The 23532-nt window shown below is 72.4% G+C and carries 19 protein-coding genes; 12 read left to right on the top strand and 7 right to left on the bottom strand.

Translation table 11 applies throughout. The features are described from left to right. Positions 1 to 6: 6 nt before the first annotated feature. A complete protein-coding gene (locus JXZ78_RS33005) occupies positions 7 to 1614 on the bottom strand; it encodes a class I adenylate-forming enzyme family protein (protein WP_030021920.1) in 1608 nt (535 codons plus the stop codon). 150 nt (positions 1615 to 1764) lie between these two features. Here JXZ78_RS33005 and JXZ78_RS33000 point away from each other — a divergent pair, with 150 nt between their 5' ends. Further along, entirely contained in the window at positions 1765 to 2196 is a 432-nt protein-coding gene (locus tag JXZ78_RS33000) for a pyridoxamine 5'-phosphate oxidase family protein (RefSeq protein WP_030021919.1), read from the top strand. Between the two features lie 150 nt (positions 2197 to 2346). Here JXZ78_RS33000 and JXZ78_RS32995 read toward each other — a convergent pair whose 3' ends face one another. From JXZ78_RS32995 to afsR, 3 genes are all read right to left on the bottom strand, one after another. Continuing rightward, on the bottom strand, positions 2347 to 2568 hold the full coding sequence (locus JXZ78_RS32995; protein WP_030021918.1) for a hypothetical protein: 222 nt from the start codon (positions 2566 to 2568) through the stop codon (positions 2347 to 2349). Between the two features lie 338 nt (positions 2569 to 2906). Continuing rightward, entirely contained in the window at positions 2907 to 3317 is a 411-nt protein-coding gene (locus tag JXZ78_RS32990; RefSeq protein ID WP_030021917.1) for a hypothetical protein, read from the bottom strand. 210 nt (positions 3318 to 3527) lie between these two features. After that, entirely contained in the window at positions 3528 to 6470 is a 2943-nt protein-coding gene (afsR, locus tag JXZ78_RS32985; RefSeq protein ID WP_050502719.1) for an SARP-family global regulator AfsR, read from the bottom strand. Between the two features lie 353 nt (positions 6471 to 6823). Here afsR and JXZ78_RS32980 point away from each other — a divergent pair, with 353 nt between their 5' ends. The 9 genes from JXZ78_RS32980 (at position 6824) to JXZ78_RS32940 (ending at position 17979) form a co-directional block, all read left to right on the top strand. Continuing rightward, positions 6824 to 8047: an amidohydrolase family protein gene (locus JXZ78_RS32980; protein ID WP_030021915.1), complete on the top strand. Its 1224-nt coding sequence runs from the start codon at positions 6824 to 6826 to the stop codon at positions 8045 to 8047. 318 nt (positions 8048 to 8365) lie between these two features. Further along, positions 8366 to 9169 carry an alpha/beta fold hydrolase gene (locus JXZ78_RS32975; RefSeq protein WP_030021914.1) on the top strand — a complete coding sequence of 268 codons (804 nt, stop codon included), beginning with the start codon at positions 8366 to 8368 and terminating at the stop codon, positions 9167 to 9169. 148 nt (positions 9170 to 9317) lie between these two features. Next, on the top strand, positions 9318 to 9701 hold the full coding sequence (locus tag JXZ78_RS32970; protein WP_030021913.1) for a thiol-disulfide oxidoreductase DCC family protein: 384 nt from the start codon (positions 9318 to 9320) through the stop codon (positions 9699 to 9701). A 166-nt stretch (positions 9702 to 9867) separates the two neighbouring features. Then, positions 9868 to 10815, top strand: a complete 948-nt coding sequence (locus tag JXZ78_RS32965; RefSeq protein ID WP_030021912.1) for a TIGR03619 family F420-dependent LLM class oxidoreductase — start codon at positions 9868 to 9870, stop codon at positions 10813 to 10815. A gap of 32 nt (positions 10816 to 10847) precedes the next feature. Next, positions 10848 to 11642 carry an SDR family NAD(P)-dependent oxidoreductase gene (locus JXZ78_RS32960; RefSeq protein WP_030021911.1) on the top strand — a complete coding sequence of 265 codons (795 nt, stop codon included), beginning with the start codon at positions 10848 to 10850 and terminating at the stop codon, positions 11640 to 11642. A gap of 138 nt (positions 11643 to 11780) precedes the next feature. Then, positions 11781 to 12905, top strand: a complete 1125-nt coding sequence (locus tag JXZ78_RS32955) for an LLM class flavin-dependent oxidoreductase (RefSeq protein WP_030021909.1) — start codon at positions 11781 to 11783, stop codon at positions 12903 to 12905. A gap of 35 nt (positions 12906 to 12940) precedes the next feature. Then, complete coding sequence (locus tag JXZ78_RS32950) at positions 12941 to 14671, top strand: N-acyl-D-amino-acid deacylase family protein (protein WP_030021908.1); 1731 nt, start codon at positions 12941 to 12943, stop codon at positions 14669 to 14671. Next, a complete protein-coding gene (locus tag JXZ78_RS32945; protein WP_030021907.1) occupies positions 14668 to 16152 on the top strand; it encodes an aldehyde dehydrogenase family protein in 1485 nt (494 codons plus the stop codon). Before JXZ78_RS32950 ends, JXZ78_RS32945 begins: the two co-directional genes overlap by 4 nt. 237 nt (positions 16153 to 16389) lie before the next feature. After that, positions 16390 to 17979, top strand: a complete 1590-nt coding sequence (locus tag JXZ78_RS32940; RefSeq protein WP_030021906.1) for an APC family permease — start codon at positions 16390 to 16392, stop codon at positions 17977 to 17979. A gap of 59 nt (positions 17980 to 18038) precedes the next feature. Here the strand turns inward: JXZ78_RS32940 and JXZ78_RS32935 are convergent, their stop codons facing one another. Together JXZ78_RS32935 and JXZ78_RS32930 are read right to left on the bottom strand one after the other, a co-directional pair. Further along, complete coding sequence (locus JXZ78_RS32935) at positions 18039 to 18440, bottom strand: hypothetical protein (RefSeq protein WP_030021905.1); 402 nt, start codon at positions 18438 to 18440, stop codon at positions 18039 to 18041. 380 nt (positions 18441 to 18820) lie between these two features. After that, entirely contained in the window at positions 18821 to 20167 is a 1347-nt protein-coding gene (locus JXZ78_RS32930; protein WP_030021904.1) for an NsdA family TPR-like regulatory protein, read from the bottom strand. 145 nt (positions 20168 to 20312) lie between these two features. On the opposite strand from JXZ78_RS32930, the gene JXZ78_RS32925 reads away from it, so the two are divergent. Next, the gene (locus tag JXZ78_RS32925; protein ID WP_030021903.1) at positions 20313 to 20684 is read left to right on the top strand and encodes a DUF6415 family natural product biosynthesis protein; all 372 of its coding nucleotides are present in this window, start codon (positions 20313 to 20315) and stop codon (positions 20682 to 20684) included. Positions 20685 to 20693: 9 nt separating this feature from the next. Here the strand turns inward: JXZ78_RS32925 and JXZ78_RS32920 are convergent, their stop codons facing one another. Beyond that, positions 20694 to 22241, bottom strand: a complete 1548-nt coding sequence (locus JXZ78_RS32920; protein ID WP_030021901.1) for a CehA/McbA family metallohydrolase — start codon at positions 22239 to 22241, stop codon at positions 20694 to 20696. Positions 22242 to 22455: 214 nt separating this feature from the next. Here JXZ78_RS32920 and JXZ78_RS32915 point away from each other — a divergent pair, with 214 nt between their 5' ends. Next, positions 22456 to 23280 carry a TIGR03619 family F420-dependent LLM class oxidoreductase gene (locus JXZ78_RS32915; RefSeq protein WP_030021900.1) on the top strand — a complete coding sequence of 275 codons (825 nt, stop codon included), beginning with the start codon at positions 22456 to 22458 and terminating at the stop codon, positions 23278 to 23280. The last annotated feature ends 252 nt before the right edge of the window (positions 23281 to 23532 follow it).

The raw sequence follows: 23532 nt of genomic DNA, 5'->3' as shown, positions 1-23532 counted from the left end.
CGGCCCTCACCGTTGCCCGAACCGCTCCCGCAGCGCCCCCTTGAGCACCTTGTTCAAGGGGCCGCCCCGCGGCAGCGCGTCCAGGATCTCCAGCTGCTCCGGCAGCTTCTGCGGCATCAGCCCCGCCCGGCGCAGATGAGCGGTGAGCGCGCCGAGCGTCAGCGCCCCCGCGCCCGCCCCCGGGGCCGAACCCGCGCCCGCTCCCGCCCCCACGAGCGTCACCACCGCACACACCCGTTCACCACGCTCCCGGTCCGGCAGACCGATCACCGCCGCCTCGCCCACCGCCGGGTGCGCGCGGACCAGCTCCTCGATCTCCTGGGCGGAGATGTTCTCGCCCTTCCTGATGATGATGTCCTTGAGCCGCCCGGTGATCACGAGGTGCCCGTCCGTCCGCAGCAAGCCCAGGTCACCGGTATGGAACCAGCCGTCCGCGTCGAACGCCCCGGACGTCAGCGCCGGGTCGGTGTAGCCGCGGCAGACCATCGGCCCGCGTACGGTGATCTCGCCCGGCTCGCCGGTTCTCGCCGCGCTGCCGTCGGACCGGACGATCCGGACGCGGGCGCCGGTCACCGGCTTGCCCACGGTGTGCGCGAGCTGTTCGTCGCTGTCGTACGGCGTGCCCATCGTGATCATGGGGCACTCCGTCATCCCGTACCCGTGCACCACCGCGCACTCCAGCTCGCGGCCCGCCGCGTGGTACAGCTCCGGCGGGAGCGGCGCCCCGCCGCCGGACAGCAGCCGCAGCGTGGGGACGAGCCGGACCGCCGGTCCGGGCCCGGCATGCGCCCGGCGCCGGCGGGCCTCGTCGAGGAACGCCTGGTAGAAGGCCGTGCTGCCGCCGGCCATGGTGACCCCGTGCCGCCGGTACGCCTCGACCGCCGCCGCCGGTTCGAACGTGTCCAGCACGACGGCCGGGAAGCCGCTGAGCAGCATCGCGACGAGGTAGTCGGGCCCGGCGATGTGCGCGTACGGGAAGGCGATCGAGCCGGTGTCGGCCGGGGTCATGCCCAGCGCGGTGGCCAGCCCGATGCCGCCCGCGAGGAGCGAGCCGTCGGTGTGCTGGACGCCCTTGGGCTCGGCGGTCGTGCCGGAGGTGTAGTAGATCCACGTCGGTGTGCTGTCCGGCCGTACGAAGTCCGGCAGCGTGCCGCCGGAGCCCGGCGCGGCCTCCGGCAGCCCGTCGGCCGCGGAGAGCACGCGTACCCCGGCGGGTGCGGCCTTGCGCGCCGTACCCGCGTAGTCGTGGCCGCGCCACTCGCCCGGGACGATCGCGTACGCGGCGGCCGACTGCCGCAGCGCGAAGCCGACTTCGCGCTCCCGGTGCAGATGCAGGACGGGGATCTGTACGGACCCGAGCCGGGCCAGTGCGAGGGACACCGCGACGGTCAGGGGCCAGGTGGGCAGCTGCCACAGGACGCGCGTGCCGGCGCCGATCCCCAGCCCGTGGAACCCGGCCGCCAGTCGCCGGGCCCGGTCCCGTACCTCCCCGAAGGTGACGGCCTGCCCGGAGCCGCCGGTGGTCTCGTCGAAGAACATCGGCTGCCGCGGGGACAGCTCCGCCCGGTACCGCATCAGCTCCCAGAGCGAACGCACACGATCGGGTTCGAACACGGCGCCTCCTCGGGGAGCGGGGGCGCGACGGTAACAGAAGTACGGTGATATGACGAGACGTCAGTTAGGGGGAAGGGTGCGGAACATCCGCGCGGGTGCAGACGTTGGGGGCTGGTGACCTGGTCCGCACGAGCACGTGAGGAGACGGCCATGCCGTTGAGTACACAAGAGCGCGAGGCCTTCCTGGCCGAGCCGCACATCGGAGCCCTGTCGGTGGCGTCGGGCGCGGCGGACCGCGCTCCGCTGACCGTGCCCATCTGGTACGGCTACGAGCCGGGCGGCGACCTGTGGATCACCACCGAGGAGGGCTCGCGCAAGAGCCGGCTGATCGCGGCGGCGGGCCGGTTCTCCCTGATGGTGGACCGGGTCGAGCCGACGGTCCGCTATGTGACGGTCGAGGGCGAGGTCGTCTCGGCCGAGCCGTCGACGGACGAGGAACTGCGCGCGATGGCCGAGCGCTACCTCGCTCCGGAGGCCGCGGCGGCGTATCTGAAGAACGTACTGCCCACGTTCGGCCCGTCGGTGACCATCCGGCTGCGGCCGCGGCGGTGGCTGTCGGCGGACATGGGGACGGTCGTCTAGACCAGGAGCGGCCGGGAGCAGTTCGGGAGCGGCCCGGAGCAGTTCGGCAGCAGCCCGGGAGCCGCGCTGGAGCGGACGCCGTAGGGGCCGGCCTCACCCGGTCCGGCCCCCGTCGGCCGTACGTACCGCGGCCCGTGACGGGCCGACGGGTTACGGGCGGTGGTTGTCCAGCGGGGCCATGATGTCCGCGTCCGGTCGGTGGTTGTCGGGCGCGACGGAACGGTCGGCGGATATCGGCCGGTGGTTGTCGCCTGTGACGGAAGAGGTGACCGGCGTCGGCCGGTGGTTGTCGGCCAGGGCGGGAACCGCCGCCGCGCCCGTTACGGCAGTGGCGAAAGCAAGAGTGACAAGGGTGCGCTTGATACAACTCATGACAGCTCCTCCGTGGGGGAATCCCATATGAGTGACGCTAGCTTCTGGTGAGGCTTGTGTTCGATCCCCCCGGCCGGAAACGGCCGTGAAGCGGGGGAGAAGACGTATGACTGCGGGTATGCCGCGGGGACCGGCTTCGATGGCTCCCCCCTGAGTGCCATCGAAACCGGCCCCCGCGATCCCCCGGATCCCCCCGGATCCCCCGATCCCCGGATTCGGCAGTCCCCCCGGATCCCCCGATCCCCCGGACTGCCGAAACCGCAGTGGGTCTGGTGTGGAATTGCTCGCCGTGCGGGCGGGCCGTCACATCCCCCGTGACCCGCCCGCACGGCGCCGCGCTACTTCGGCTCGGCCACGGGCACGCTGCCCTCACCCATCACGACGACATTGGCGTCGCGGCCCGGTACGGGCTGGGTGCCGTCCTCGGTGACCAGCTGACCGTCGATGATCGGCCGGTGGCTGTCCTCCGGCTTGATCGGCCGGTGGCTGTCCATGGGCTGGATCGGACGGTGGCTGTCCTCCGGCTTGATCGGCCGGTGGCTGTCCATGGGTTCCGGCTGAATGGGCCGGTGACTGTCCTGCGGCACGATCGGCCGGTGACTGTCCTGCGGCTGGATCGGCCGGTGGCTGTCGATGGTCTGCGGCTGAACGGGCCGGTGGCTGTCCTGCGGCTGAATGGGCCGGTGGCTGTCCAGCGGCTTGACGATGTCCCTGTCGTCGTCCTTTCGAGCCTGATTCTGAGAGCTCACGGTGATCAACTCCGTTGTGTGGGCGCTGTTGGCCCACCCGGCCGGCAACTCCCCCGTGGGTCGCCGGACGGGTGGACCACGGCCTGACACCTTGCGGTGGGGCCTGGTCACCGAGCCGCTTGCCCCCCGAGGCGGCGGATCGGTAATTAGAGAGTGGCCCCTCGCGATGAACGATCGATAAACGCCTGAAGCCCTCGGTCCGGGCGGCCTTTACACCAGCGCGACAGGGGTGGGGAGATGGTCTACTTCCCCGTTCACGGGCAGGCCCAGCTGCTCGTGGATGGACACGACTTCCTGCCAGCAGACCTTGGCCCGGCCGGTGTGCCCGATCTGGTTCAGGGCGTGCCCCAGCGTCGTCAGCGCCTCGGCCCGCCAGCGGCCGCCGTCCAGCCCCCGCAGGGCGGAGAGCGACTGCTCGGCGTAGTTGGCCGCGTTGGCCGGACGCTCGGCCGCCAGGTCGACCTCGGCGAGCCGGAGGTAGGTCATGCCCTCCCAGAACCGCTGCCGGCTGTCCCGGAAGATGGCGAGCGCCTCGGTCAGCTGCTGGGTGGCCTCGTCGAGTCTGCCGGCCTGCGTCAGCGCGATGCCCAGTGCGTACATGCCGTTGCCGAGGCGGCGGGAGGCGCCGACCTCCCGGAAGGCGGTGACACCCTGCTCGGCGAGCTGGACGGCACTCTCGATGCGCCCGGTGTCCAGGTGCAGCCGCGACAGGTTGCACAGCGCGCTGGCCTCGGACTGCTTGTTGTCGTCCTCGCGGAAGGCGAGCAGGGCCTGGTTCAGGTAGCCCTCGGCCGCCTCGTGGCGGCGCTGGATGCTGGCGATGATCCCGCGGTCGTTGGGGCCGTTGGAGGCGGCGAAGGAGTCCTCGGCGGCGAGCCCCAGCAGGGTGGCCAGCTTCGCGTGCTCGTCCGCCTCGTTGAGCCGCCCGGAGTGGGTGTAGATGGGGGCCAGCGCCCAGTGGGCCCGGCCTTCCGCGTGCTGGTCGCCCGACCGGCGGGCGGCGGCCTGCAGCGCGAGGCTGGCCTGCTCGTACTGGCGGCTGTTGGCGCCCGACTCGGCCATGTCCCGGGAGAGGAGCAGCAGGTCGACGGCGCGCCGCAGCACCTTCTCGCCGGTGTTCTGCAGCGCGCACGCGATCAGGCAGCGGGTCTCGTTGAAGAGCCAGCTCAGCGCCTCGGTGCGGTCGGTGAAGATCAGGCCGGGGTGGTGCGGGGTCTCGGTGTGGTCGGCCAGGCGGTCACCGGGGCGCTCCAGCGCGTACATGTGGGTGGCGGTGGCCAGGTAGAAGTCCAGCAGCCGGGACAGGGCCGCGTCGCGCTCCTCGGACGGCTGCTCGTCGCGCTCCGCGCAGGAGCGGGCGTAGAGGTGCACCAGGTCGTGGAAGCGGTAGCGGCCGGGGGCGGCGGACTCCAGCAGGGAGGTGTCGACGAGCGATTCGAGGAGTTCCTCGGCGTCGTCGATGTCCATGTCGAGGAGCGCGGCCGCGGCGGCGAGCGAGATGTCGGGGCCGTCGGCCAGGCCCAGGAGCCGGAAGGCCCGCGCCTGGCGGGGCTCCAGCTGCTTGTAGCCGAGCTCGAAGGTGGAGTTCACGGCGAGGTCGCCGGCACGCAGCTCGTCCAGCCTGCGGCGCTCGTCGGCCAGCTTGCGGGCCAGGATCGAGACGGTCCAGGTGCGGCGGGCCGCCAGCCGGGACGCGGCGATACGGATGGCCAGCGGCAGGAAACCGCAGGCGCCGACCACGTCCATGGAGGCCTCGCGCTCGGCGTTCACGCGCTCCTCGCCCACGATGAGCGCGAAGAGGGTGAACGCTTCCTCAGGGCTCATCACGTCCAGGTCGACCAGGTGCGCGCCGGCCAGGTCGATCATCCGGACGCGGCTGGTGATCAGCGCCGCGCAGCCGTCCGTACCGGGCAGCAGCGGGCGGACCTGGGCGGCGTCGCGGGCGTTGTCGAGCAGCACCAGCAGGCGGCGTCCGGCGAGGGCCGAGCGGTAGAGGGCGGCCCGTTCCGGGACACCGTCGGGGATGGCCGCGCCCGGTGTCCCCAGCGCGCGCAGGAACGCGCCGAGCACCGCTTCCGGGTCGGACGGGGAGTGCCCGACGCCTTGGAGGTCCACGTACAGCTGGCCGTCCGGGAAGTGCACGTGGGCGGCGTGCGCGACGTGCACGGCGAGGGTGGTCTTGCCGACGCCGCCGATGCCGGTGAGCGCCGAGACGGCCATCACCCGGCCCTCGGCGGTGGCGAGCTGCTCGCTCAGCTCCGTGACGAAGGCGGCCCGGCCGGTGAAGTCGGCGACGGTGGCCGGAAGTTGCTGCGGCCGGACGAACGCGGGTTCGCCGGGGACCTGGACGTCGTGCGGCACGGCGGGCGCGTCCAGCTCCGTGTCCGCGCGCAGGATGCGCTGCTGGAGGTCGGAGAGCGACGCGCAGGGGTCCACCCCCAGCTCGTCGGCGAGCAGACGCCGCGTGTCGGCGTATACGGCGAGTGCCTCGGCCTGCCGGCCGCTGCGGTACAGCGCCAGCATGAGGAGTTCTCGCAGCCGCTCGCGCAAGGGGTGCGCGGCGGTCAGCGCGGTCAGCTCCGAGACGGCGTCGCCGTGGCAGCCCAGCTCCAGGTCGAGCTCCAGGCGCGTCTCCATGAGGGACAGGCGCCACTCCTCCAGGCGGGTGCGCTGGTTCTCCGCGTAGGGCCCGGCGAGGTTGGCCAGCGGCTCGCCGTCCCACAGGGCCAGCGCGGAGTCCAGGAGGTCCCGGGCGCGGCAGCGGTCGCCGGTGGCCCTGGCCTTCTCGGCGTCGGCCGCGTACTGCTCGGCGTGGTCCATGTCGAGGTCGAGCGGCTGGTTGCCGACCGGCCGCAGTGCGTAGCCGCCGGACTCGCTGACCAGCGTGTCCGCGTCCGCTCCGAGCGCTTTGCGGATGCGTGAGGCGTACGTGCGCAGCGCCGCGAGGGCGGCGTGCGGCGGTTCCTCGCCCCAGAGGGCGTCGACGAGTTCGGACGCGGTGGCGGTGCGCCCGCCCCGCAGGAGAAGGGCGGCCAGCAGCGCACGCTGCTGCGGGGAGCCGGCCGCCAGTGGCGTCGCGCCGCGCCAGGCCCGTACGGGACCGAGCACGGTGAAGCGGAGCCGCTCCTGGCCCTGCCCCGGACCGTCGTCCATGGTGTCCCCCTGCCCTGTGCACTTCGTTCGCATCGGCCAGTCTGCCTTGTCGTAGCCCCTTACGTCAGTAGGGGTCCGGTCTCGGCACGGTCTCTCCACGCCAGGTGATCGGGCTGGTGTTCGGCTGCGCGGCGGGTGGCGGGCCGGGCCGGCCGCCGATGCCGGCGACCGTGCGGATGCGCGTGCAGCTGCCCGTGCGCGGCTCACGCGCCGGTGCGTGCCCGAGCGTCGCTGCTCAGCCGCCTGCGGGGCCGCGCGGCGCCCGGCCCGGGCGCGGAACGGTGTCATCTGCATGCATTCCCTCCCGTCACTGCGTGACTGACGGCCCGTCAGTTCGACGCTACGGTAAAAACATGGAGAGTTTTCCGAAGATAATCTCGGTGGACGACCACACGGTGGAGCCGCCGCACGTCTGGCGGGACCGCCTCCCCTCGAAATATCACGACATCGGCCCTCGAATCGTCCGGGCACCGCTGAAGGAAATGACCTTCGTCGGCGGCAGATTCGCGCCGAAGATGGGCCGCCCGGGGGACGAAGGGCCGCTCGCCGACTGGTGGGTCTACGAGGACCTGCACCGCCCGCTGACCCGCCTGGACACCGCCGTCGGCTACGCCCGCGACGACATCAGACTCGAAGGCATCACCTACGAGCAGATGCGCCCCGGCTCCTTCAGCGTCCCGGAGCGGCTGGCCGACATGGACGTCAACCACGTGCAGTCGGCGCTGTGTTTCCCCACGTTCCCGCGGTTCTGCGGCCAGACCTTCACCGAGGCCAAGGACCGCGAACTGGGGCTGCTGGGCGTGCGCGCGTACAACGACTGGATGGTGGAGGAGTGGTGCGGCCCGGCCGCGGGCGGACGCCTCATACCGCTCGGCCTCGTCCCGTTGTGGGACGCGGAACTGGCCGCGCGGGAGGTGCGCCGGAACGCGGAGCGCGGCGTACGGGCGGTCTGCTTCAGCGAAATCCCGCCACATCTGGGCCTGCCCAGTATTCACACCGGCGACTGGGACCCCTTTCTGCGCGCCTGCGAGGAGACCGGGACCGTCATCGCCATGCACATCGGCTCCTCCAGCAGGATGCCGTCCACCTCCGCCGACGCGCCGCCCGCCGTCGGCTCCACGATCACCTTCGCCAACTGCTGCTTCTCGATGGTCGACTGGCTGATGAGCGGAGCGTTCGACCGCTTCCCCGGCCTGAAGATCATGTACGCGGAGGGGCAGATCGGGTGGATCCCGTACATCCTGGAACGCGCGGACGTGGTCTGGGAGGAGAACCGCGGCTGGGGCGGCGTCGCCGACAAGGTCCTGCGGCCGCCCTCCGAACTCTTCGCCGGCCATGTGTACGGCTGCTTCTTCGACGACGCCTTCGGGCTGCGCAACCTGGACGCGATCGGCGTCGGCAACGTCCTCTACGAGACCGACTACCCGCACTCGGACTCCACCTGGCCGCGCTCCAGGGAGGTCGGCGAGGCCCAGATGGGACACCTGGCGCCCGAGACGGTCGAACGGATCGTGCGCGGCAACGCCATCGAGCTGCTGGGGCTGACGGCGGACGGGCTGTGGGCGGGGGCGGCGTGAACACCGTGCGCCGGGTGGCGCGGGGCTCCCGTGCGCCCGCGTGAGCGCGGGATCCCTCGCGCGCTCGCGGTGCGTGCGGACTTCCGTGCGCCCCCGGTACGTAGGGACTCCCGCGCGCCCGCAGTACGTAAAGGTGCCCGCGCGCCTGCGGTAGACAGAGGCCCCGCGCGCCCGCAGAAGTGACGGAATCCGCGTGCCGTACCTCGCCGCGGGGCCCGTGCCGCCGTCACGATGGGACGGGCGGCCGGGACCGGGCCGCCCGCGCGGACCGCGCCCCGGGGCGCCGTCCGTGAACGGCGGGGCCGGGAGGTGGCACAGATGACGACGTTCGTGCTGGTGTCGGGTGGGTACACCGGAGGGTGGATCTGGCAGGAGGTGGCGGACCACCTGCGCGCGGCGGGACACCGGGCGCATCCGGTGACCTTGACCGGGATGGGGGACCGCCGCCACCTGTCAGGCCCCGGCACCGACCTGAACACCCACATCGAGGACGTGGCGCAGGCTCTCGACCACATCGGCGCGGGCGAGCCCGGCGAAGCGGGGGAGACGGTGCTCGTCGCCCACTGCTACGGCGCCTACCCCGCGCTCGGCGCCGCCGACCGCGAGCCCGGCCGCCTGGCCCGCCTCGTGTACGTGGACGCCGGCCTGCCCGCCGACGGCGCCTCCGTCCTGGACGCGCTGCCCGACCCGGCCGTGCCGGACCGGCTGCGGCGCCGCGCCCAGGAGCACGGCGACGGCTGGCGGCTGCCGCCCCCGGTGTTCGAGGAGACCGACATCTGGGGCAGCCTGGACGGCATCTCCCCGGAAGGACTGGACCGGCTGGCCCGCTTCGCCGCGCCCCAGCCGCTGGCCACCCTCACCCAGCCGATCCGGCTGACCGGCACCACGGCCGCGCTCCCCGCCACCGGCATCTTCTGCACCAAGAACGTCACCAGCACCGCGGCGCTCCGTGCCCTGGTGGACTCCGGCGACCCGCGCTTCGCCGCGTTCACCGACCCCCGGTACGGCTTCTTCGACCTCGACACCGGGCACTGGCCCATGCTGTCCTGCCCCGGCGAGCTGGCCGACCTGCTGCTGCGTGCGGCGGCGGACGAGGGGGAACGGCTCGGGGCGCCCGCCTGAGGCGCGTCCGCCTGAGCGTGTCCGTCTGAGGCGTGTCCGTCTGAGGCGCGTCCGGCCGGAGCACGCCCGGCCGGGGACGTACCCGCCCGGGGACGTACCCGCCCGGGGCGGCGCGGACCCGTCCCGTGCGCCCCGGCATGATGGGGACATGAACAACCGACCCGTACTCGTCTACGACGGGGACTGCGGCTTCTGCACCACCTGCGTGCGCTTCGCCGAACGCCGTATCCGCCCCCGCTGCACCGTCTCGGCCTGGCAGTTCACCGACCTGGAAGCGCTCGGCGTCACCCAGGAGCGGGCCGAGCACGAGGTGCTGTGGATCACCCCGGCGGGGTCCGTGTACGGCGGCGCGCAGGCGGTCGCCAAGCTGCTGATGAGCGCACGCGGCCGCTGGTCCGTCCCCGGCGCGCTGCTGACCCTGCCGCCGTTCCGCCAGGCCGCCCACACCGTGTACCGCCTGGTCGCCGACCACCGTCACCGCATGCCCGGCGGCACCGCGGCCTGCTCGCTCCCCGCTCACCTCAGGCCCTGACCGCCCCCGCCGTCGCCCCGGCCACCGTCGCCCGCACCCTTGTCTGACGGCCCGTCAGCCCACACCATGACCCCCAGCCGCCGACGACGGACCGTCGGCCGAGCGCCCGGGGGTGGACGCGGACGTGGACAGCACTACGGGAAGCGGCACACACGGAGACGACGGGGTGCGGGTGCTGCCCGAAGGGAAGCTGGCCTACGGCATCCAGCTCCCCGTCCAGTCGCAGAGCACCCTGTACACGGAACCGTGGGAGGCCGGGGCCGGCCCCGCCGACCTGGTGGAGATCGCCCGCACCGCCGACCGCCACGGCTTCGCCTACATCGCCTGCTGCGAGCACATCGGCATACCGCGCCGACTGGCCGCGGCCATGAGCACGGTCTGGTACGACCCGGTCGCCACCCTCGCCTACCTGGCGGCGGCCACCACCCGCGTACGGCTCCTCAGCCACATCGCCCTGGCCGCCATCAAGCACCCGCTGCTCAGCGCCAAGCAGTACGCGACCCTCGACCACCTCTCGGGCGGGCGGCTGATCCTCGGGGTCGGCGCCGGACACGTACCGGAGGAGTTCGACGCCCTCGGCGTGGACTTCACGCGGCGCGGCGCCCTGCTGGACGAGGCCATCGACGCGCTGAAGGCGGCGCTGGGCTCGGAAGAGTTCCCCTCCTACCAAGGGAAACGATTCGCCTTCACCGGTCTGGGGCAGCGCCCGCGCCCCGTACAGGCGCCCCGTCCGCCGGTCTGGGTGGGCGGCTCGTCGCCCGCCGCCCTCCGCAGAGCCGCCGTACGCGGCGACGGCTGGCTGCCGCAGGGCGACCGCAGGGACCAGCTCCCGGCGCAGCTCGCGAAGCTGCGGCGGCTGCGGGCCGAAGCCGGGATCGGCACGCCCGCCGAGGCCGGCGCCATCACCGAGCCGCTGTACGTCGGCGAGCCCGCGTGGGACACCGGCCGGCGCACCCTCACCGGGTCGCCCGAGCGGCTGGCGGAGTCCCTGCGCGAGTACCGGGCGATGGGGGTGCGGCAGATCCAGGTCCGGTTCCGCAGCCGGAGCCGTACCGAACTGACCGACCAGATGGCGGCGTTCGCCACTGGCGTGGCCCCGCACCTCGACAGCTGAGACGTACGGCGCTTCCGGAGGGACCGGTGCACATGGGGAAGCTGGACGGCCGAGTCGTCATCATTACCGGCGCCGCACGCGGCCAGGGCGAGCAGGAGGCGCGGCTCTTCGTCGCGGAGGGCGCCCGCGTGGTGCTGGGCGACGTGCTGGACGGCCCGGGGGAGGCGCTGGCGGAGCTGGGGGACGGCGCCCGGTACGTACACCTGGACGTGCGCCGGGAAGCGGACTGGGAGGCCGCGGTCCGGGCCGCCGGTGAGGCGTTCGGCACGGTCGACGGGCTGGTCAACAATGCCGGCATCCTGCGCTTCAACGAGCTGGCCGCCACCCCGCTCGCCGAGTTCCAGGAGGTGGTGCAGGTCAACCAGGTCGGCACGTTCCTCGGGATGCGGGCGGCGGTCCCGGAGCTGACGGCGGCCGGCGGCGGCACCGTCGTGAACACCGCCTCGTACGCCGCGCTCTCCGGCATGGCGTACCTGACCGCGTACGCGGCGTCCAAGGCCGCGGTGGTCGGCATGACGCGGGTGGCGGCGATGGAGCTGGCGGGCCGGGGCATCCGGGTCAACGCGATGTGCCCGGGGGCCGTCGACACCCCGATGGCGCGTCCGGAGCGGGGGCCGGCGGACACGGCGGACGCCTCCGACACCTCCACCGACTCCGCTCCGGACCTTGCGGCGTTCTACGCGAAGACCGTCCCCCTCGGGCGGATCGGTCAGCCGGAGGAGGTCGCCCGGCTGGCGCTGTTCCTGTCGTGCGCGGACTCCTCGTACATCACGGGCCAGCCGTTCGTCATCGACGGTGGCCGGCTGTCCGGCATCAGCCTGTACTGAGACGCGTACGCCCTTCCCGCGCCCGTACCTGATGGGCCGTCAGGTATTGACGGCCCGGGAGCCCGGTGCGAGAGTCGGACTCGATCTGACGGGGCGTCAGGTGGTGGCGCCAGGGCGGACGAGGGACGGTGAACCCCCTTGGAATTCGGGCTGTTCGTTCAGGGATATGTGCCCGCCGCGCGGGCGAAGGCCGACCCTCAGGCGGAGCACCACGCGCTGATGGAGGAGACCGAGTACGTCATCGAGGCCGACCGGGCCGGGTTCAAGTACGCGTGGGCCTCCGAGCACCACTTCCTGGAGGAGTACTCCCACCTCTCCGCCAACGACGTCTACCTGGGCTACCTCGCCCACGCCACCGAGCGCATCCACCTCGGCTCCGGCATCTTCAACCCGCTCGCCCCCGTCAACCACCCCGTCAAGGTCGCCGAGAAGGCCGCCATGCTCGACCACCTCTCCGGGGGCCGCTTCGAGTTCGGCACCGGGCGCGGCGCGGGCAGCCACGAGATCCTCGGGTTCATGCCGGGTGTCACCGACATGAACCACACCAAGGAGCTGTGGGAAGAGACCATCGCCGAGTTCCCGAAGATGTGGCTCCAGGACGAGTACCAGGGGTTCCAGGGGAAGCACTGGCAGCTGCCGCCGCGCAAGGTGCTGCCCAAGCCGTACGGGACCGCGCACCCGCCGATGTGGTACGCGGCCGGCTCCCCCGCCTCGTACGCGATGGCGGGGAAGAAGGGCCTGGGCGTACTGGGCTTCAGCGTGCAGAAGGTCGCCGACATGGAGTGGGTCGTCGAGTCGTACAAGAAGGCCGTCGAACAGGCCGAACCGGTCGGCGCGTACGTCAACGACAACGTCATGGTGACCTCCACCGCCATCTGCGCCGACACCCACCGGAAGGCCGTCGAGATCGCGGTGGGCGGCGGGCTCAACTACCTCCAGTCGCTGCTGTTCCGCTACCACGACACGTTCCCGCGCCCGGAGGGCATCCCGGAGTGGCCCGAGCTGCTGCCCGAGTACACCGAGGAGATCATCGAGCTGCTGATCGCCGAGGAGCTGATGATCTGCGGCGACCCCGACGAGGTGTTCCGCCAGTGCAAGCGCTGGGAACAGGCCGGCGCCGACCAGCTCTCCTTCGGCCTGCCCATCGGCGTCTCGCCCGAGGACACCCGCACCACCATCCGGCTGATCGGCGAGCACGTGATCCCGAAGATCGACACGGACCCGGTGCACCGGACGGCCCGCTTCCGGCAGAGCGCCGCCTGACCAAGGCCGTTCCGAGCGAAAGGGACTCCCCGGGGATGCTCGACCACCTGATCAAGGGCGCCACCGTCGTCGACGGCACCGGCGCCCCCGCGTACCAGGCCGACCTCGCCGTCCAGCACGGCCGGATCACCGCCGTCGGCCGGATCACCGACCCCGCCACGACCACCGAGGACGCCCACGGCCTCGTCCTGACGCCCGGCTTCGTCGACCCGCACACCCACTACGACGCCCAGCTCTTCTGGGACCCGTACGCCACCCCCTCCATGCACCACGGCGTCACCACCGTCGCGGGCGGCAACTGCGGCTTCACCCTCGCCCCGCTCAACCCGGACCGCCCCGGCGACGCCGACTACACCCGCCGCATGATGAGCCGCGTCGAGGGCATGTCGCTGGCGGCACTGGAGCAGGGCGCGCCGTGGAACTGGTCCACCTTCGGCGAATACCTGGACGCCCTGGACGGCCGGACCGCCGTCAACGCGGGCTTCATGGTCGGCCACTGCGCGCTGCGCCGCCACGTCATGGGCCCGGACGCCATCGGCGGACAGCCCACGGACGCCCAGCTGGACGCCATGCTCCGACTCTTCCACGAGGCCATGGACGCGGGTGCCTGGGGCCTGTCCACCACCCAGTCCTCGACCCACGCCGACGGTGACGGACAGCCGGTCGCCTCCCGCCACGCCCGCCCCGCCGAACTCCTCGCCCTCTCCCGCGCGGTCGCCGACCACGAGGGCACCCAGCTGGAGGCGATCGTCGCCGGCTGCCTCGACCGGTTCGCGGACGAGGAGATCGACCTGCTCGTCGAGATGTCGGCCGCCGCCGGGCGCCCGCTGAACTGGAACGTGCTGACCATCGACGCGGCCGTACCCGAACGCGTCCCCCGCCAACTGGAGGCGAGCGAACGCGCCCGTAAGGCGGGCGGCCGGATCGTCGCCCTCACCATGCCGATCCTCACCCCCATGAACATGTCGTTGGGCACCTTCTGCGCCCTCAACCTCATCCCCGGCTGGGGCGACATCCTCGCGCTGCCCGTACCGGAGCGCATCGCCCGGCTGCGCGACCCCGCCGTACGGGAGGAGATGCTGCGGCGCGCGGCGAGCAAGGAGGCGGGCGTCTTCCGGCGGCTGGCCGACTTCGCCCGGTACGTCATCGGCGACACGTACACCGCCGCGAACCAGGGACTCTCCGGCCGGGTGGTCGGCGACATCGCCGCCGAACGCGGCCAGGAGCCCTTCCACACCCTGGTCGAGATCTGCGCCGAGGACGGGCTGCGCACCGTCCTGTGGCCGATGCCGACCGACAACGACCCGGACAGCTGGGCACTGCGGCAGCGCACCTGGCAGCACGAGGACGTGATGCTGGGCGGCTCCGACGCGGGCGCCCACCTGGACCGCATGTGCGGCGCCCCGTACACGACCCGCTTCCTCGGCGACTGCCTGCGCGGCCGGAAGCTGGCCGGGCTGGAGGAGGCCGTACGGATGCTGACCGACGACCCGGCCCGGCTCTTCGGGCTGCGCGGCCGTGGCCGGATCGCCGTCGGCCACCACGCCGACCTGGTCCTCTTCGACCCCGAGCGGATCGACGCCGGACCGGCCCGGCTGGTGCACGACCTGCCGGGGGACAGCCCGCGACTGGACTCGGAGGCGGCCGGGATCGTGAGCGTACGGGTCAATGGCGTCGAGACGGTCCGGGACGGCGCGGTGACCGGGGCGGTGCCGGGGAAGGTCCTGCGATCGGGCCGGGACACCGAGACGGTGCGTACGCGGTGAGTACATCCTCTGGTGTGTCCCCCGAACGGCTGCTGATCGGCGGCACGTGGACCGCACCCGACCACGGCCATGACGAGGTGACCGATCCGGCGACCGAGGAGACCGTCGGGCTGGCGGCGGAGGCGAGCCGCGACCAGGCGTACGAGGCGGCCCGCGCGGCGCGCGAGGCGTTTGGGCCCTGGTCGCGCACGGCGCCCGAGACCCGCGCGCGGGTCCTGGAGCGCGCCGCCGAGATCCTGGCGCGCGACATCGGCCCGTACACCCGGCTCGCGCAGGCGGAGACCGGTGCGACGACCGGCACCGCCCGCGCGATGCAGGTAGGCGTCGCCATCGCCCGCCTGAAGCGGTACGCGCGCGGAGCGCTGGAGCCGGTGGAAACCCCCCTGCCGCCGCAGATCAACGAGGCGGGCCCCTTCGGGAAGGCCGCTGTCCTCGGCGCGCTCGCGGTGCGCCGCCCCGTCGGCGTCGTCACCTGCATCACCTCCTACAACAACCCCTGGGCCAACCCGGCCGGCAAGATCGCCCCCGCCCTGGCCATGGGCAACACGGTCGTCGTCAAGCCCGCCCCGCAGGACCCGCTCTCCGTCCACCGCCTGGCCGAGGCGCTCCAGGAAGCCCTGGACGAGGCCGGTGCGCCACCGGGCGTCGTCAATCTCGTGACGGGCAAGGACCCGGCGGTCGGCGAGGCCACGGTCGACTCCCCGGACGTGGACATGGTGAGCTTCACCGGCTCCACGGCCGTCGGGCAGCGCATCGCCGAAGTGTGCGGACGCGGCATGAAACGCCAGCTCATGGAGCTGGGCGGCAAGGGCGCCGCGCTGGTCTTCGACGACGCCGACCTGGACGCGGCGGTGGCCGGCATCGGCACCACGTACTCCTTCTACAGCGGTCAGATCTGTACGGCGCCGACGCGGGTGCTGGCCCAGCGCGGCATCCACGACCGGCTGGTGGAGCGGCTGGCCGCGTACGCGACACGCCTGAAGGTCGGCGACCCGGCTGCGGCGGACACGGCCGTCGGCCCGGTGATCTCCGCCGCACACCGCGACCGCGTCGAGTCGTACGTCGAACTGGGCCGGAAGGAGGGCGCCCGGCTGATCACGGGCGGCGATCGCCCGCCCCTCCCACGCGGCTTCTACGTGGCCCCCACCCTCTTCACCGACTGCACCCCCACCATGCGGGTGGCCCGCGAGGAGATCTTCGGCCCGGTGATCGTCGTCCTCCCTTTCACCGACGAGGAGGAGGCCGTCGCCCTCGCCAACGACAGCGACTACGGCCTGCTGGACTACGTGTGGTCCGGGGACGTGGCGCGCGCGTTCCGGGTGGCGGGGCGGCTGCGGGCGGGCGGGGTCGGCGTGAACACGGTCGGGCGGAACATGGAAGCGCCGTTCGGCGGCTTCAAGCGGAGCGGGGTGGGGCGCGATGTCGGCTCGTACGCGCTGCACGCGTACAGCGAGACGCAGGCGGTGGTGTGGCCGGGGTGAGGCCGGAGCGAGACGGCGCGGGAAAATTTTGAAACGGGACGAACCGGACGGGGCTGCGGTTCCCGCAGTCCGGAACTCGACCGTACGACCTTCAAGTTACCGCCCGTAACGCGCGGCACGCCTTGCAAACATCGCCCAAAAGCCGGTCCGACCCCACCCTCGTGAGGATTCCACGGCTCCCCAAGGGTGGATCTTCAGCCCCCCGATGCGGAAACAGCAGCCCTTAACGTCCTGTTCATGGTTCAGGTAGACCCCCGGCTCCCGGCCGGAGACACGGTAACGAGGGCCGCCGGTACGGCTGGTGGTGCCGCCGGTGGTGGCGCCGGCGGGACCCGCGGCAAGGGCCTGAGCGGCAACTCCGTGGGACTCCTCGGCAGCGCCGTCATCGGCGTCTCCACCGTCGCCCCCGTCTACTGCCTGACCTCGACCCTCGGCCCCACCGTCGGCGAGGTCGGCCTCCAGATGCCGGCCGTCTTCCTCGCGGGCTTCCTGCCGATGCTGCTGGTCGCCTTCGCCTACCGCGAGCTGAACAAGGCCGTCCCCGACTGCGGTACGTCCTTCACCTGGTCGGTGAAGGCGTTCGGCCCGCGCATCGGCTGGATGTGCGGCTGGGGACTGGTGATCGCGACGATCATCGTCCTCTCCAACCTGGCCGGCGTCGCCACGTCCTTCTTCTGGCTCCTGCTCGGCGAACTCACCGGCAGCGACGCCATCGCCGCCCTGGACGGCAACAAGGCCGCGCACGTCCTGACGTGCCTGGCCTTCATCGCCCTCGCCACCGCCGTCAGCTACCGCGGCATGACCGCCACAAAAGGCGTCCAGTATGCCCTCGTCGGCCTCCAACTGGCCGTCCTCGCCCTCTTCGTGGCCATGGCCTTCACCCAGGCGGGCTCCGGCGACTTCCCCGGCTCCCTCCCCTTCTCCCTCACCTGGCTGAACCCTTTCTCCATCCAGTCCTTCTCCGCCTTCACCGCGGGCCTGTCCCTCTCGATCTTCATGTTCTGGGGCTGGGACGCCTGCCTGACCGTCAACGAGGAAACCGCCGGCAGCGCCAAGACCCCAGGCCGCGCCGCCCTCCTCGCCATGATCGTCCTCATCGGCTCCTACCTGCTGACCGCCGTGGCAGCCCAGATGTTCTCCGGCGTCGGCACCGAAGGCCCCGGCCTGGGCAACCCCGACACCGCCGACAACGTCTTCGCCGCCCTCGCCACCCCCGTCATGGGCCCGGTCCTCGGCGTACTCCTCTTCGTCGCCGTCCTCGCCTCCGCCGCCGCCAGCCTCCAGACCACCTTCATCCCGGTGGCCCGCACGGTCCTGGCGATGAGCGCGTACGAGGCGCTGCCGCCGTCCTTCGCCCGCATCCACCCGCGCTTCCGCTCCCCGGGCCGCGCCACCGTCGCGGCGGGCGTCGCCACCGGCGTCTTCTACGCGGGCATGACCTTCCTGTCCCAGAACGTCCTCGTCGACACCATCTACGCCCTCGGCCTCATGATCTGCTTCTACTACGCGATCACGGCCTTCGCCTGCGCCTGGTACTTCCGCCGCGAACTGCGCCGCTCCGCCCGCGACCTGCTCTTCAAGGGCGTCTTCCCGGTGCTCGGCGGCGTGCTCCTCACCGCCGTCTTCACCAAGACCCTCATCGACATGTGGAACCCGGCCTACGGCTCCGGCAGCTCCGTCCTCGGCGTCGGCTCGGTCTTCGTCATCGGCGTCGGCCTGCTGCTGCTCGGCTTCGTCCTCATGCTGGTGATGCGGCGGCGCAGCCCCGCGTTCTTCCGGGGCGAGGTGCTGACGCGGTCGACGCCGGCGATGGTGGTGGAGGAGTAGGACGAAGCCGTCCCGCTGCCTTCGCACGAAGGCAGCGGGACGGCCGGGCCTGTTGCCGCTCAGCCTCTGGGCAGGGTGTGCCACCCGGAGGCGCACTTGTACGTGGACCCGCCCTTGGTGGTGCACTCCTGCACCTGGATCTTGACCACATTGGCGGCGAAGGTCCACGTGGTGCTCTTGGAACCGCCCGAGACGCTCAGGTTCTCCGCACGCGTCCCGCCGTCGTTGTAGCGGGCCTTGAGGTACACACGGGCGCCGTACGCGTCGCCGGGCTTGGAGTCCTTGATGTTGACCTTGACGAAGACCCGGGACTGGGCGTCGACCGACCCCCAGGCATGAGCGCCACCGATGTCCCCGGCCGTGTACTGGGCGTTCCACCCGACCGCCGCGTGGGCCGTGCCACCCGTGACCCCCACCAGCAGCGCCGCCCCCGCGGCGACGACGCCGGCACCTCGCACCACACTCTTCCCACTCTTCCTGCTCTGTCTCATGTGCTCGACCACGTGTACTCCTCGGTCTCGGTCGGATCGACGGTGCGTGATCACCCGGCAGGCGCGGCACGGCCTTGCACCCGCCCGGCCCCGGTGACGCACGTACGGCAGGACCACGAACACCATCCGGGCCCTCCGGCCACGGCGGACGGCTCTCGGACCAACCACCTGATCGCCGCGGCGGGACGAGACTGCGGGCCCGCCGGCCGGTGGGTCAACGGGGCGGGCTGTCCGGGACAGGCCGGATCGTGTCCGGGACAGGGTGGGGTATGTCCGGCCTGGTCAGGGGTGGTGTCCGAGCTTGCTGGGACGGGACGGGGCAGGACGGACGACGGGACGCGGGGCTCCGCTCAAGCCTTCATCGTCGCGACCTCCCGCACCCGTTTCCCCAGGGCGCGCACGGCTCGCGCGCGGTGGTGGGTGCGGAGGCGGGCGCGCAGCGTCGCGAAGTGGGCGTCGCCGCGGGCGGAGGAGATTTCCGTGTAGTCGTCGAGGAAGCGGTGCCAGGTCGCGCAGGCCGCGTCGAGGTGGCCCAGTTCGAACTGGCGCTGCGCGAGGAGAGCATGGGAGTGGACGCGGCCCTGCCGTTCCTGGCGGGGCTGGGATTTCAGAGAGCTGTTCAGGGCCTTGACCGAGCCGGGCAGGTCCTTGAACTCGTAGAGCACGTGCGAGACGTGGAAGAGGTACGCCGACGCGTCGTACCCGCCGATCGACTCGCGCCGGGAGTCCGCCTTGGAGAGCGCGGCCTCCGCCTCCCGGAGCCGGGTGATCGCCGTGTGCCGGTCCCCGGTCATCGAAGCGGCGTGTGCCTGCTGCCCGCGCAGAAAGGCCACCAGGCGCGGCCCGGCCGAGGGGGCGGCGGCCGCTGCCGAGTCCGCCAGCTCCAGCGCTTTCGCGCCGTAACCGAGACTGGACGCCTGGAGAGACATGCCGCGCAGCGTGCGGCAGTACGTGAGGTGGTCCTTCGCCTCACCGGCCAGGTGCAGGGCCTTGACGTAGTAACGCTGCCCGAGGCCGTGCGCCCGCTCGTACATCGCCATCCAGCCGGTGAGGTACGTCAGGTCGGAGGCCGCCGCGAGCAGGTCGTCGTGCACCTGCTCCGACGCGGGGGCCCTCAGCCACGGCCCCACCGAGTTCACCAGGAACGCCGCTGCCATCGGCCGCGCGTGACCGCCTCCGAACTCGTCGAGGATGTCCGCCACCCGGTCCGTCACCGCCCGGACCGTCTCGACCTGCGCCGGCCCGACCCGACTGGTCCGCCCTGGACGCGCTGTCGCCTCGGCCCGCCCCGAGAGATCGGCGAAGAGCGGCACAGCCAGGGCGGCCGAGTAGAGACCGGCCTGGAGGACGCTCCTGCGGGACGGGTCCATGTCGTCGCGGCTCAGATCGAGGAGTTCTTCGACCGTTGAGCTGCCGCCCGGTGCCGTACCGCCCGGCCTGGTGGGGAAACCGGCTTCGGCGTGGGTGACGGGACGTCCGAGGCGCCTGGCCAGGGCTTCCAGGACGACGGGCCGGGCCTGGGGCCTCGGCGTGGTGCCGGAGAGCCAGTGGGCGACGGCCGACTGCTCGTACCGGAGGGTGAGCCCCGCTTCCGCCCCCGCACGGTTCACCGCGTTGGCGAACTGCTGCTCGGTCCACGCGGCCTGCCGGATCAGGAGCGCGAGACTGGTGTTCGGTGTGCGCCGACTGGTCGCCATGCTCAACTCCTGGCGGCATTCATGACTTTCATGTCCCTGCCCGCCTCTCACGGTACCCGCGCGGGCGCCGCGCAGAGTTGTCTCTGTGCACGGACAGGGCACCACGCACGAGGTGGCCCGGTACCCAGGTGACGAGGAAGCAGCGGTGAGGGACATGGAGCCACGGGAGCAGGCGGGTGCGGCGTCGGCGGGAGTCGACTTCGAGGCGGCGCGCCGCACCATCGGCGTGATCAGGGAGCAGGTGCGGAGCTGCTCGGCGAGGGAGGACACGGCACGGCTGATGGGTGAGGCGCGGGACATTCTGTCCCAGCTGATCCCCCTGGTCGACGAGCATGTAGGGCGGCTGCCCCGCACATCGCTGGAGTGGGACCGGGGCTGCGACACGGTCGCGCGCGCCCGTACGGCACTGACCTGGACTCATACAGGCAACAGCATTTCGTACCTCGGCTACGTCGCCCACGTTGCCGATCACCTGCTGAGCTACTTCCCGGACCGGAGGCCCGGGGAGGGAGCGTGACGCCCGATGTCAGCCCCGCCCCAAGAAGATCGGATTCGTCATGGCCGCCATCGGGCCCGGCACCCCTGGTGTCGTCGCCGGATGCCGCACCTCGGCGCGTACATAGGCGGCGTTCGCCGGAGTGGTCTGCCACGTCGTGGCTTGCGTGGCGGGGGCCGTGAAGCGCTGGCCCTGGTCGGTGAGGAGGCGGAGGGTGCTGCCGGGTGGGGCGCCGGGTACGGCGAGGTGGAGGGTGACCAGGGTTGAGGGGGATACGGGGAGGCGGCCGCCGATGGTGGCGTGTTCGCCCTTGGGGCCGGTGGCGGTGAAGGTGAGGGAGAGCGCGGACGACTCGGCGAGGTAGGCACGGCCTGCGCGAATGCCGTCGAGGATGGCGGTGCGCGAGAGGTCGTCGGCGAGGACGACGGTCTGGGGGAGGCCGATGACGTCCGGGTCGCGGTGCGCGTCGCTGTGGCCGACGGCGGGGAGGAAGCGGCCCCGGCCGTGGGTGTGCGCCACGAGGGCGTTGTCCCATTCGGCGATGGCCACCTCGTCGTCGAGGGTGAAGGGGCCGTTCCAGACCTCGACCGCGTCCGCCTCCGCGTAGCCGAACTTCCAGTTGCAGCCGATGCAGGTGGCGTGCGGGTGGGCCGGGATGACGAGGCCGCCCGCACGGTGGATGCGCCGGGCGAAGCGGCCGAAGACGGCGTCGCGGGCCCGGTAGCGCCAGTCGATGAAGACGCCGGGGTCGGTGCCCATCGCCACCACGTGGCCGTTGCGGGTGGTGACCTCCTCGCCGGTGAGGATGAGCAGATCGTCGCCCCACAGGCCCTCCCAGGCCCGGTGCGAGGAAGTGGTGTTGTGCTCGGTGGTGGTGATGAAGTCCAGGCCGGCGGTGCGGGCGAGGGCGGCGATCTGGGCGGGGGTGCGCTTGCCGTCGGAGTGGACGGAGTGGAGGTGGCTGTCGCCCCGGTACCAGGAACGGCCGCGGCCCTTGGCGCGTTGGGGTGGGTAGGAGGGCACGGGCGGGGCGGAAGGGGGCCCGTATCGGAGGGTGATGGTCACTTCGTAGGTGAGGCCCTGCGTGGCGACGGTGTACGGGCCGAGGGCGATGTGCCAGGTGCCGGGGTTGAGGGGGCCGGGCAGGTAACCGGGCGTGGCGTCGTCGGCGCGCAGGAAGAACTCCGTACGGGCGCCGCCCGACCAGCCGCGGAAGCCGCGTCCGCCGAGGTCCGTGCCGCGTTCGTCGAAGATGCCGATGTCGCAGGCGTTGCCCGCGGTGCCGGGCGGGGTGGCGGGGCGGTCGTAGGTGTAGGAGACGGCGATCTCGCGTACGCCGTCGGGGATTTCGACGGGGAGGTGGACGTAGTCGGGGGCGCCGGTGGGGAGGTGCCCGGTGATCTTGCGCGTCGCCGTACGGTGGGCCTCGCCGGTCCGGCCGCCGTCGCGGCCCGGCCCGCCGCCGTTCTCGTCGGCCGCAGCGAAGCTCACACCGTTCAACGTAAGCGCCGCGGCGGCTCCCGTCACCAGGAGGGCGCGGCGTCCGGGCGAGCCGCTGGTTCTGTCGTCGTCGCACATGAGGCATCACTCCCGGGCAGGCGTGGCGAAACCGGCGTACGGAAACTCTCGTATTGAGCCGTGAACGGGCGGACAAGGGAAGGGGGCCGGACAGAGACGCTCTCGTGTGGCGCCCCACGTGGCGCGTTCCGTCGTCGCGTCACCGGCGCCTCATGGACGCTGCCCCTTCCCGGGGGTAGGAAGGGAGCACTGCCGACGCGGAGGTACGCCCAGTATGCGGATCTCGACCACCATCTTCCTGACCGACGAGACCGTCCGGCCCGACCGGCTGGCCCGGGAGCTGGAGCAGCGCGGGTTCGCCGGGCTCTACCTCCCCGAACACACCCACATCCCGGCGAGTCGCGACACGCTCGCCCCCATGGGTGAGCCGCTGCCCCGCGAGTACGGGCGCACACTCGACCCGTTCGTGGCCCTCGGGCAGGCCGCCGCCGTCACCGAACGGCTGACGGTCGCCACCGGCGTCACCCTCGTCGCCCAGCACGACCCGATCACCCTGGCCAAGCAGGTCGCCACGCTGGACTTCCTCTCGGGCGGGCGGTTCACGCTCGGGGTCGGGTACGGCTGGAACGTGGAGGAGGCGGCGGACCACGGCGTCGAGTGGTCCTCGCGGCGCGCGCTGGTGCGGGAGCGGATGCTGCTGATGCGCGCCCTGTGGGCGGAGGAGCCGACGGCGTACGAGGGCCGGTTCGCCTCCGTACGGGCCAGCCTGGCGCACCCGAAGCCGGTCAAGGGTGCGCCGCGCACGCTGCTCGGCGGAGCACCGGGGCCGCGGCTCTTCGCGGGCATCGCGGAGTTCGCGGACGGCTGGCTGCCGATCGGTGGCGCGGGGCTTGCGGAGGCACTGCCGGCCCTGCGGCAGGCGTGGACGGACGCAGGTCGGGACGGCGCGCCGGTGGTGGTGCCGTACGCGGTGCAGCCGTCGGCGGGGAAGCTGGCGCGGCTGCGTGACCTGGGGCTGGAGGAGGTCGTGGTGGGGCTGCCGTCGGCGGGGGAGGCGGAGGTGCTGCGGACGCTGGACGAGTATGCGCAGTATCTGTGAGAGGGATGGCTGGTCACTCGGTGAGGGACGGCAGGCGTCCGGCGGGGAACGGCAGGCGTCCGGCGAGGGATGGCAAGGCGTCCGGCGAAGGGGCTGGGCCAGGTGAGAGGCGGCGGGCCCCGGCCCGCTGAGCCTCCGCGCGCGGTCGTACCGCCCCCGCCCAGGCTGCCCGCCCGCAGCCCGGAGGGAACCTCCGTCTGACGTGATCAGTGGCACACCGGCGCAGGCCATCCGGTCGGCGGCACTGTCGGT

Source organism: Streptomyces monomycini (assembly GCF_022271435.1).
Lineage (GTDB): Bacteria > Actinomycetota > Actinomycetes > Streptomycetales > Streptomycetaceae > Streptomyces > Streptomyces monomycini.
This window is presented reverse-complemented; position numbering and strand designations above follow the sequence as displayed.

Bases quoted from the DNA above. Each gene is read 5' to 3' on its own strand.
- JXZ78_RS33000 (WP_030021919.1), top strand. From the start codon at position 1,765: ATGCCGTTGAGTACACAAGAGCGCGAGGCCTTCCTGGCCGAGCCGCAC.
- JXZ78_RS32995 (WP_030021918.1), bottom strand. From the start codon at position 2,568: ATGAGTTGTATCAAGCGCACCCTTGTCACTCTTGCTTTCGCCACTGCC.
- afsR (WP_050502719.1), bottom strand. From the start codon at position 6,470: ATGGACGACGGTCCGGGGCAGGGCCAGGAGCGGCTCCGCTTCACCGTG.
- JXZ78_RS32980 (WP_030021915.1), top strand. From the start codon at position 6,824: ATGGAGAGTTTTCCGAAGATAATCTCGGTGGACGACCACACGGTGGAG.
- JXZ78_RS32975 (WP_030021914.1), top strand. From the start codon at position 8,366: ATGACGACGTTCGTGCTGGTGTCGGGTGGGTACACCGGAGGGTGGATC.
- JXZ78_RS32970 (WP_030021913.1), top strand. From the start codon at position 9,318: ATGAACAACCGACCCGTACTCGTCTACGACGGGGACTGCGGCTTCTGC.
- JXZ78_RS32960 (WP_030021911.1), top strand. From the start codon at position 10,848: ATGGGGAAGCTGGACGGCCGAGTCGTCATCATTACCGGCGCCGCACGC.
- JXZ78_RS32950 (WP_030021908.1), top strand. From the start codon at position 12,941: ATGCTCGACCACCTGATCAAGGGCGCCACCGTCGTCGACGGCACCGGC.
- JXZ78_RS32940 (WP_030021906.1), top strand. From the start codon at position 16,390: ATGGTTCAGGTAGACCCCCGGCTCCCGGCCGGAGACACGGTAACGAGG.
- JXZ78_RS32930 (WP_030021904.1), bottom strand. From the start codon at position 20,167: ATGGCGACCAGTCGGCGCACACCGAACACCAGTCTCGCGCTCCTGATC.
- JXZ78_RS32920 (WP_030021901.1), bottom strand. From the start codon at position 22,241: ATGTGCGACGACGACAGAACCAGCGGCTCGCCCGGACGCCGCGCCCTC.
- JXZ78_RS32915 (WP_030021900.1), top strand. From the start codon at position 22,456: ATGCGGATCTCGACCACCATCTTCCTGACCGACGAGACCGTCCGGCCC.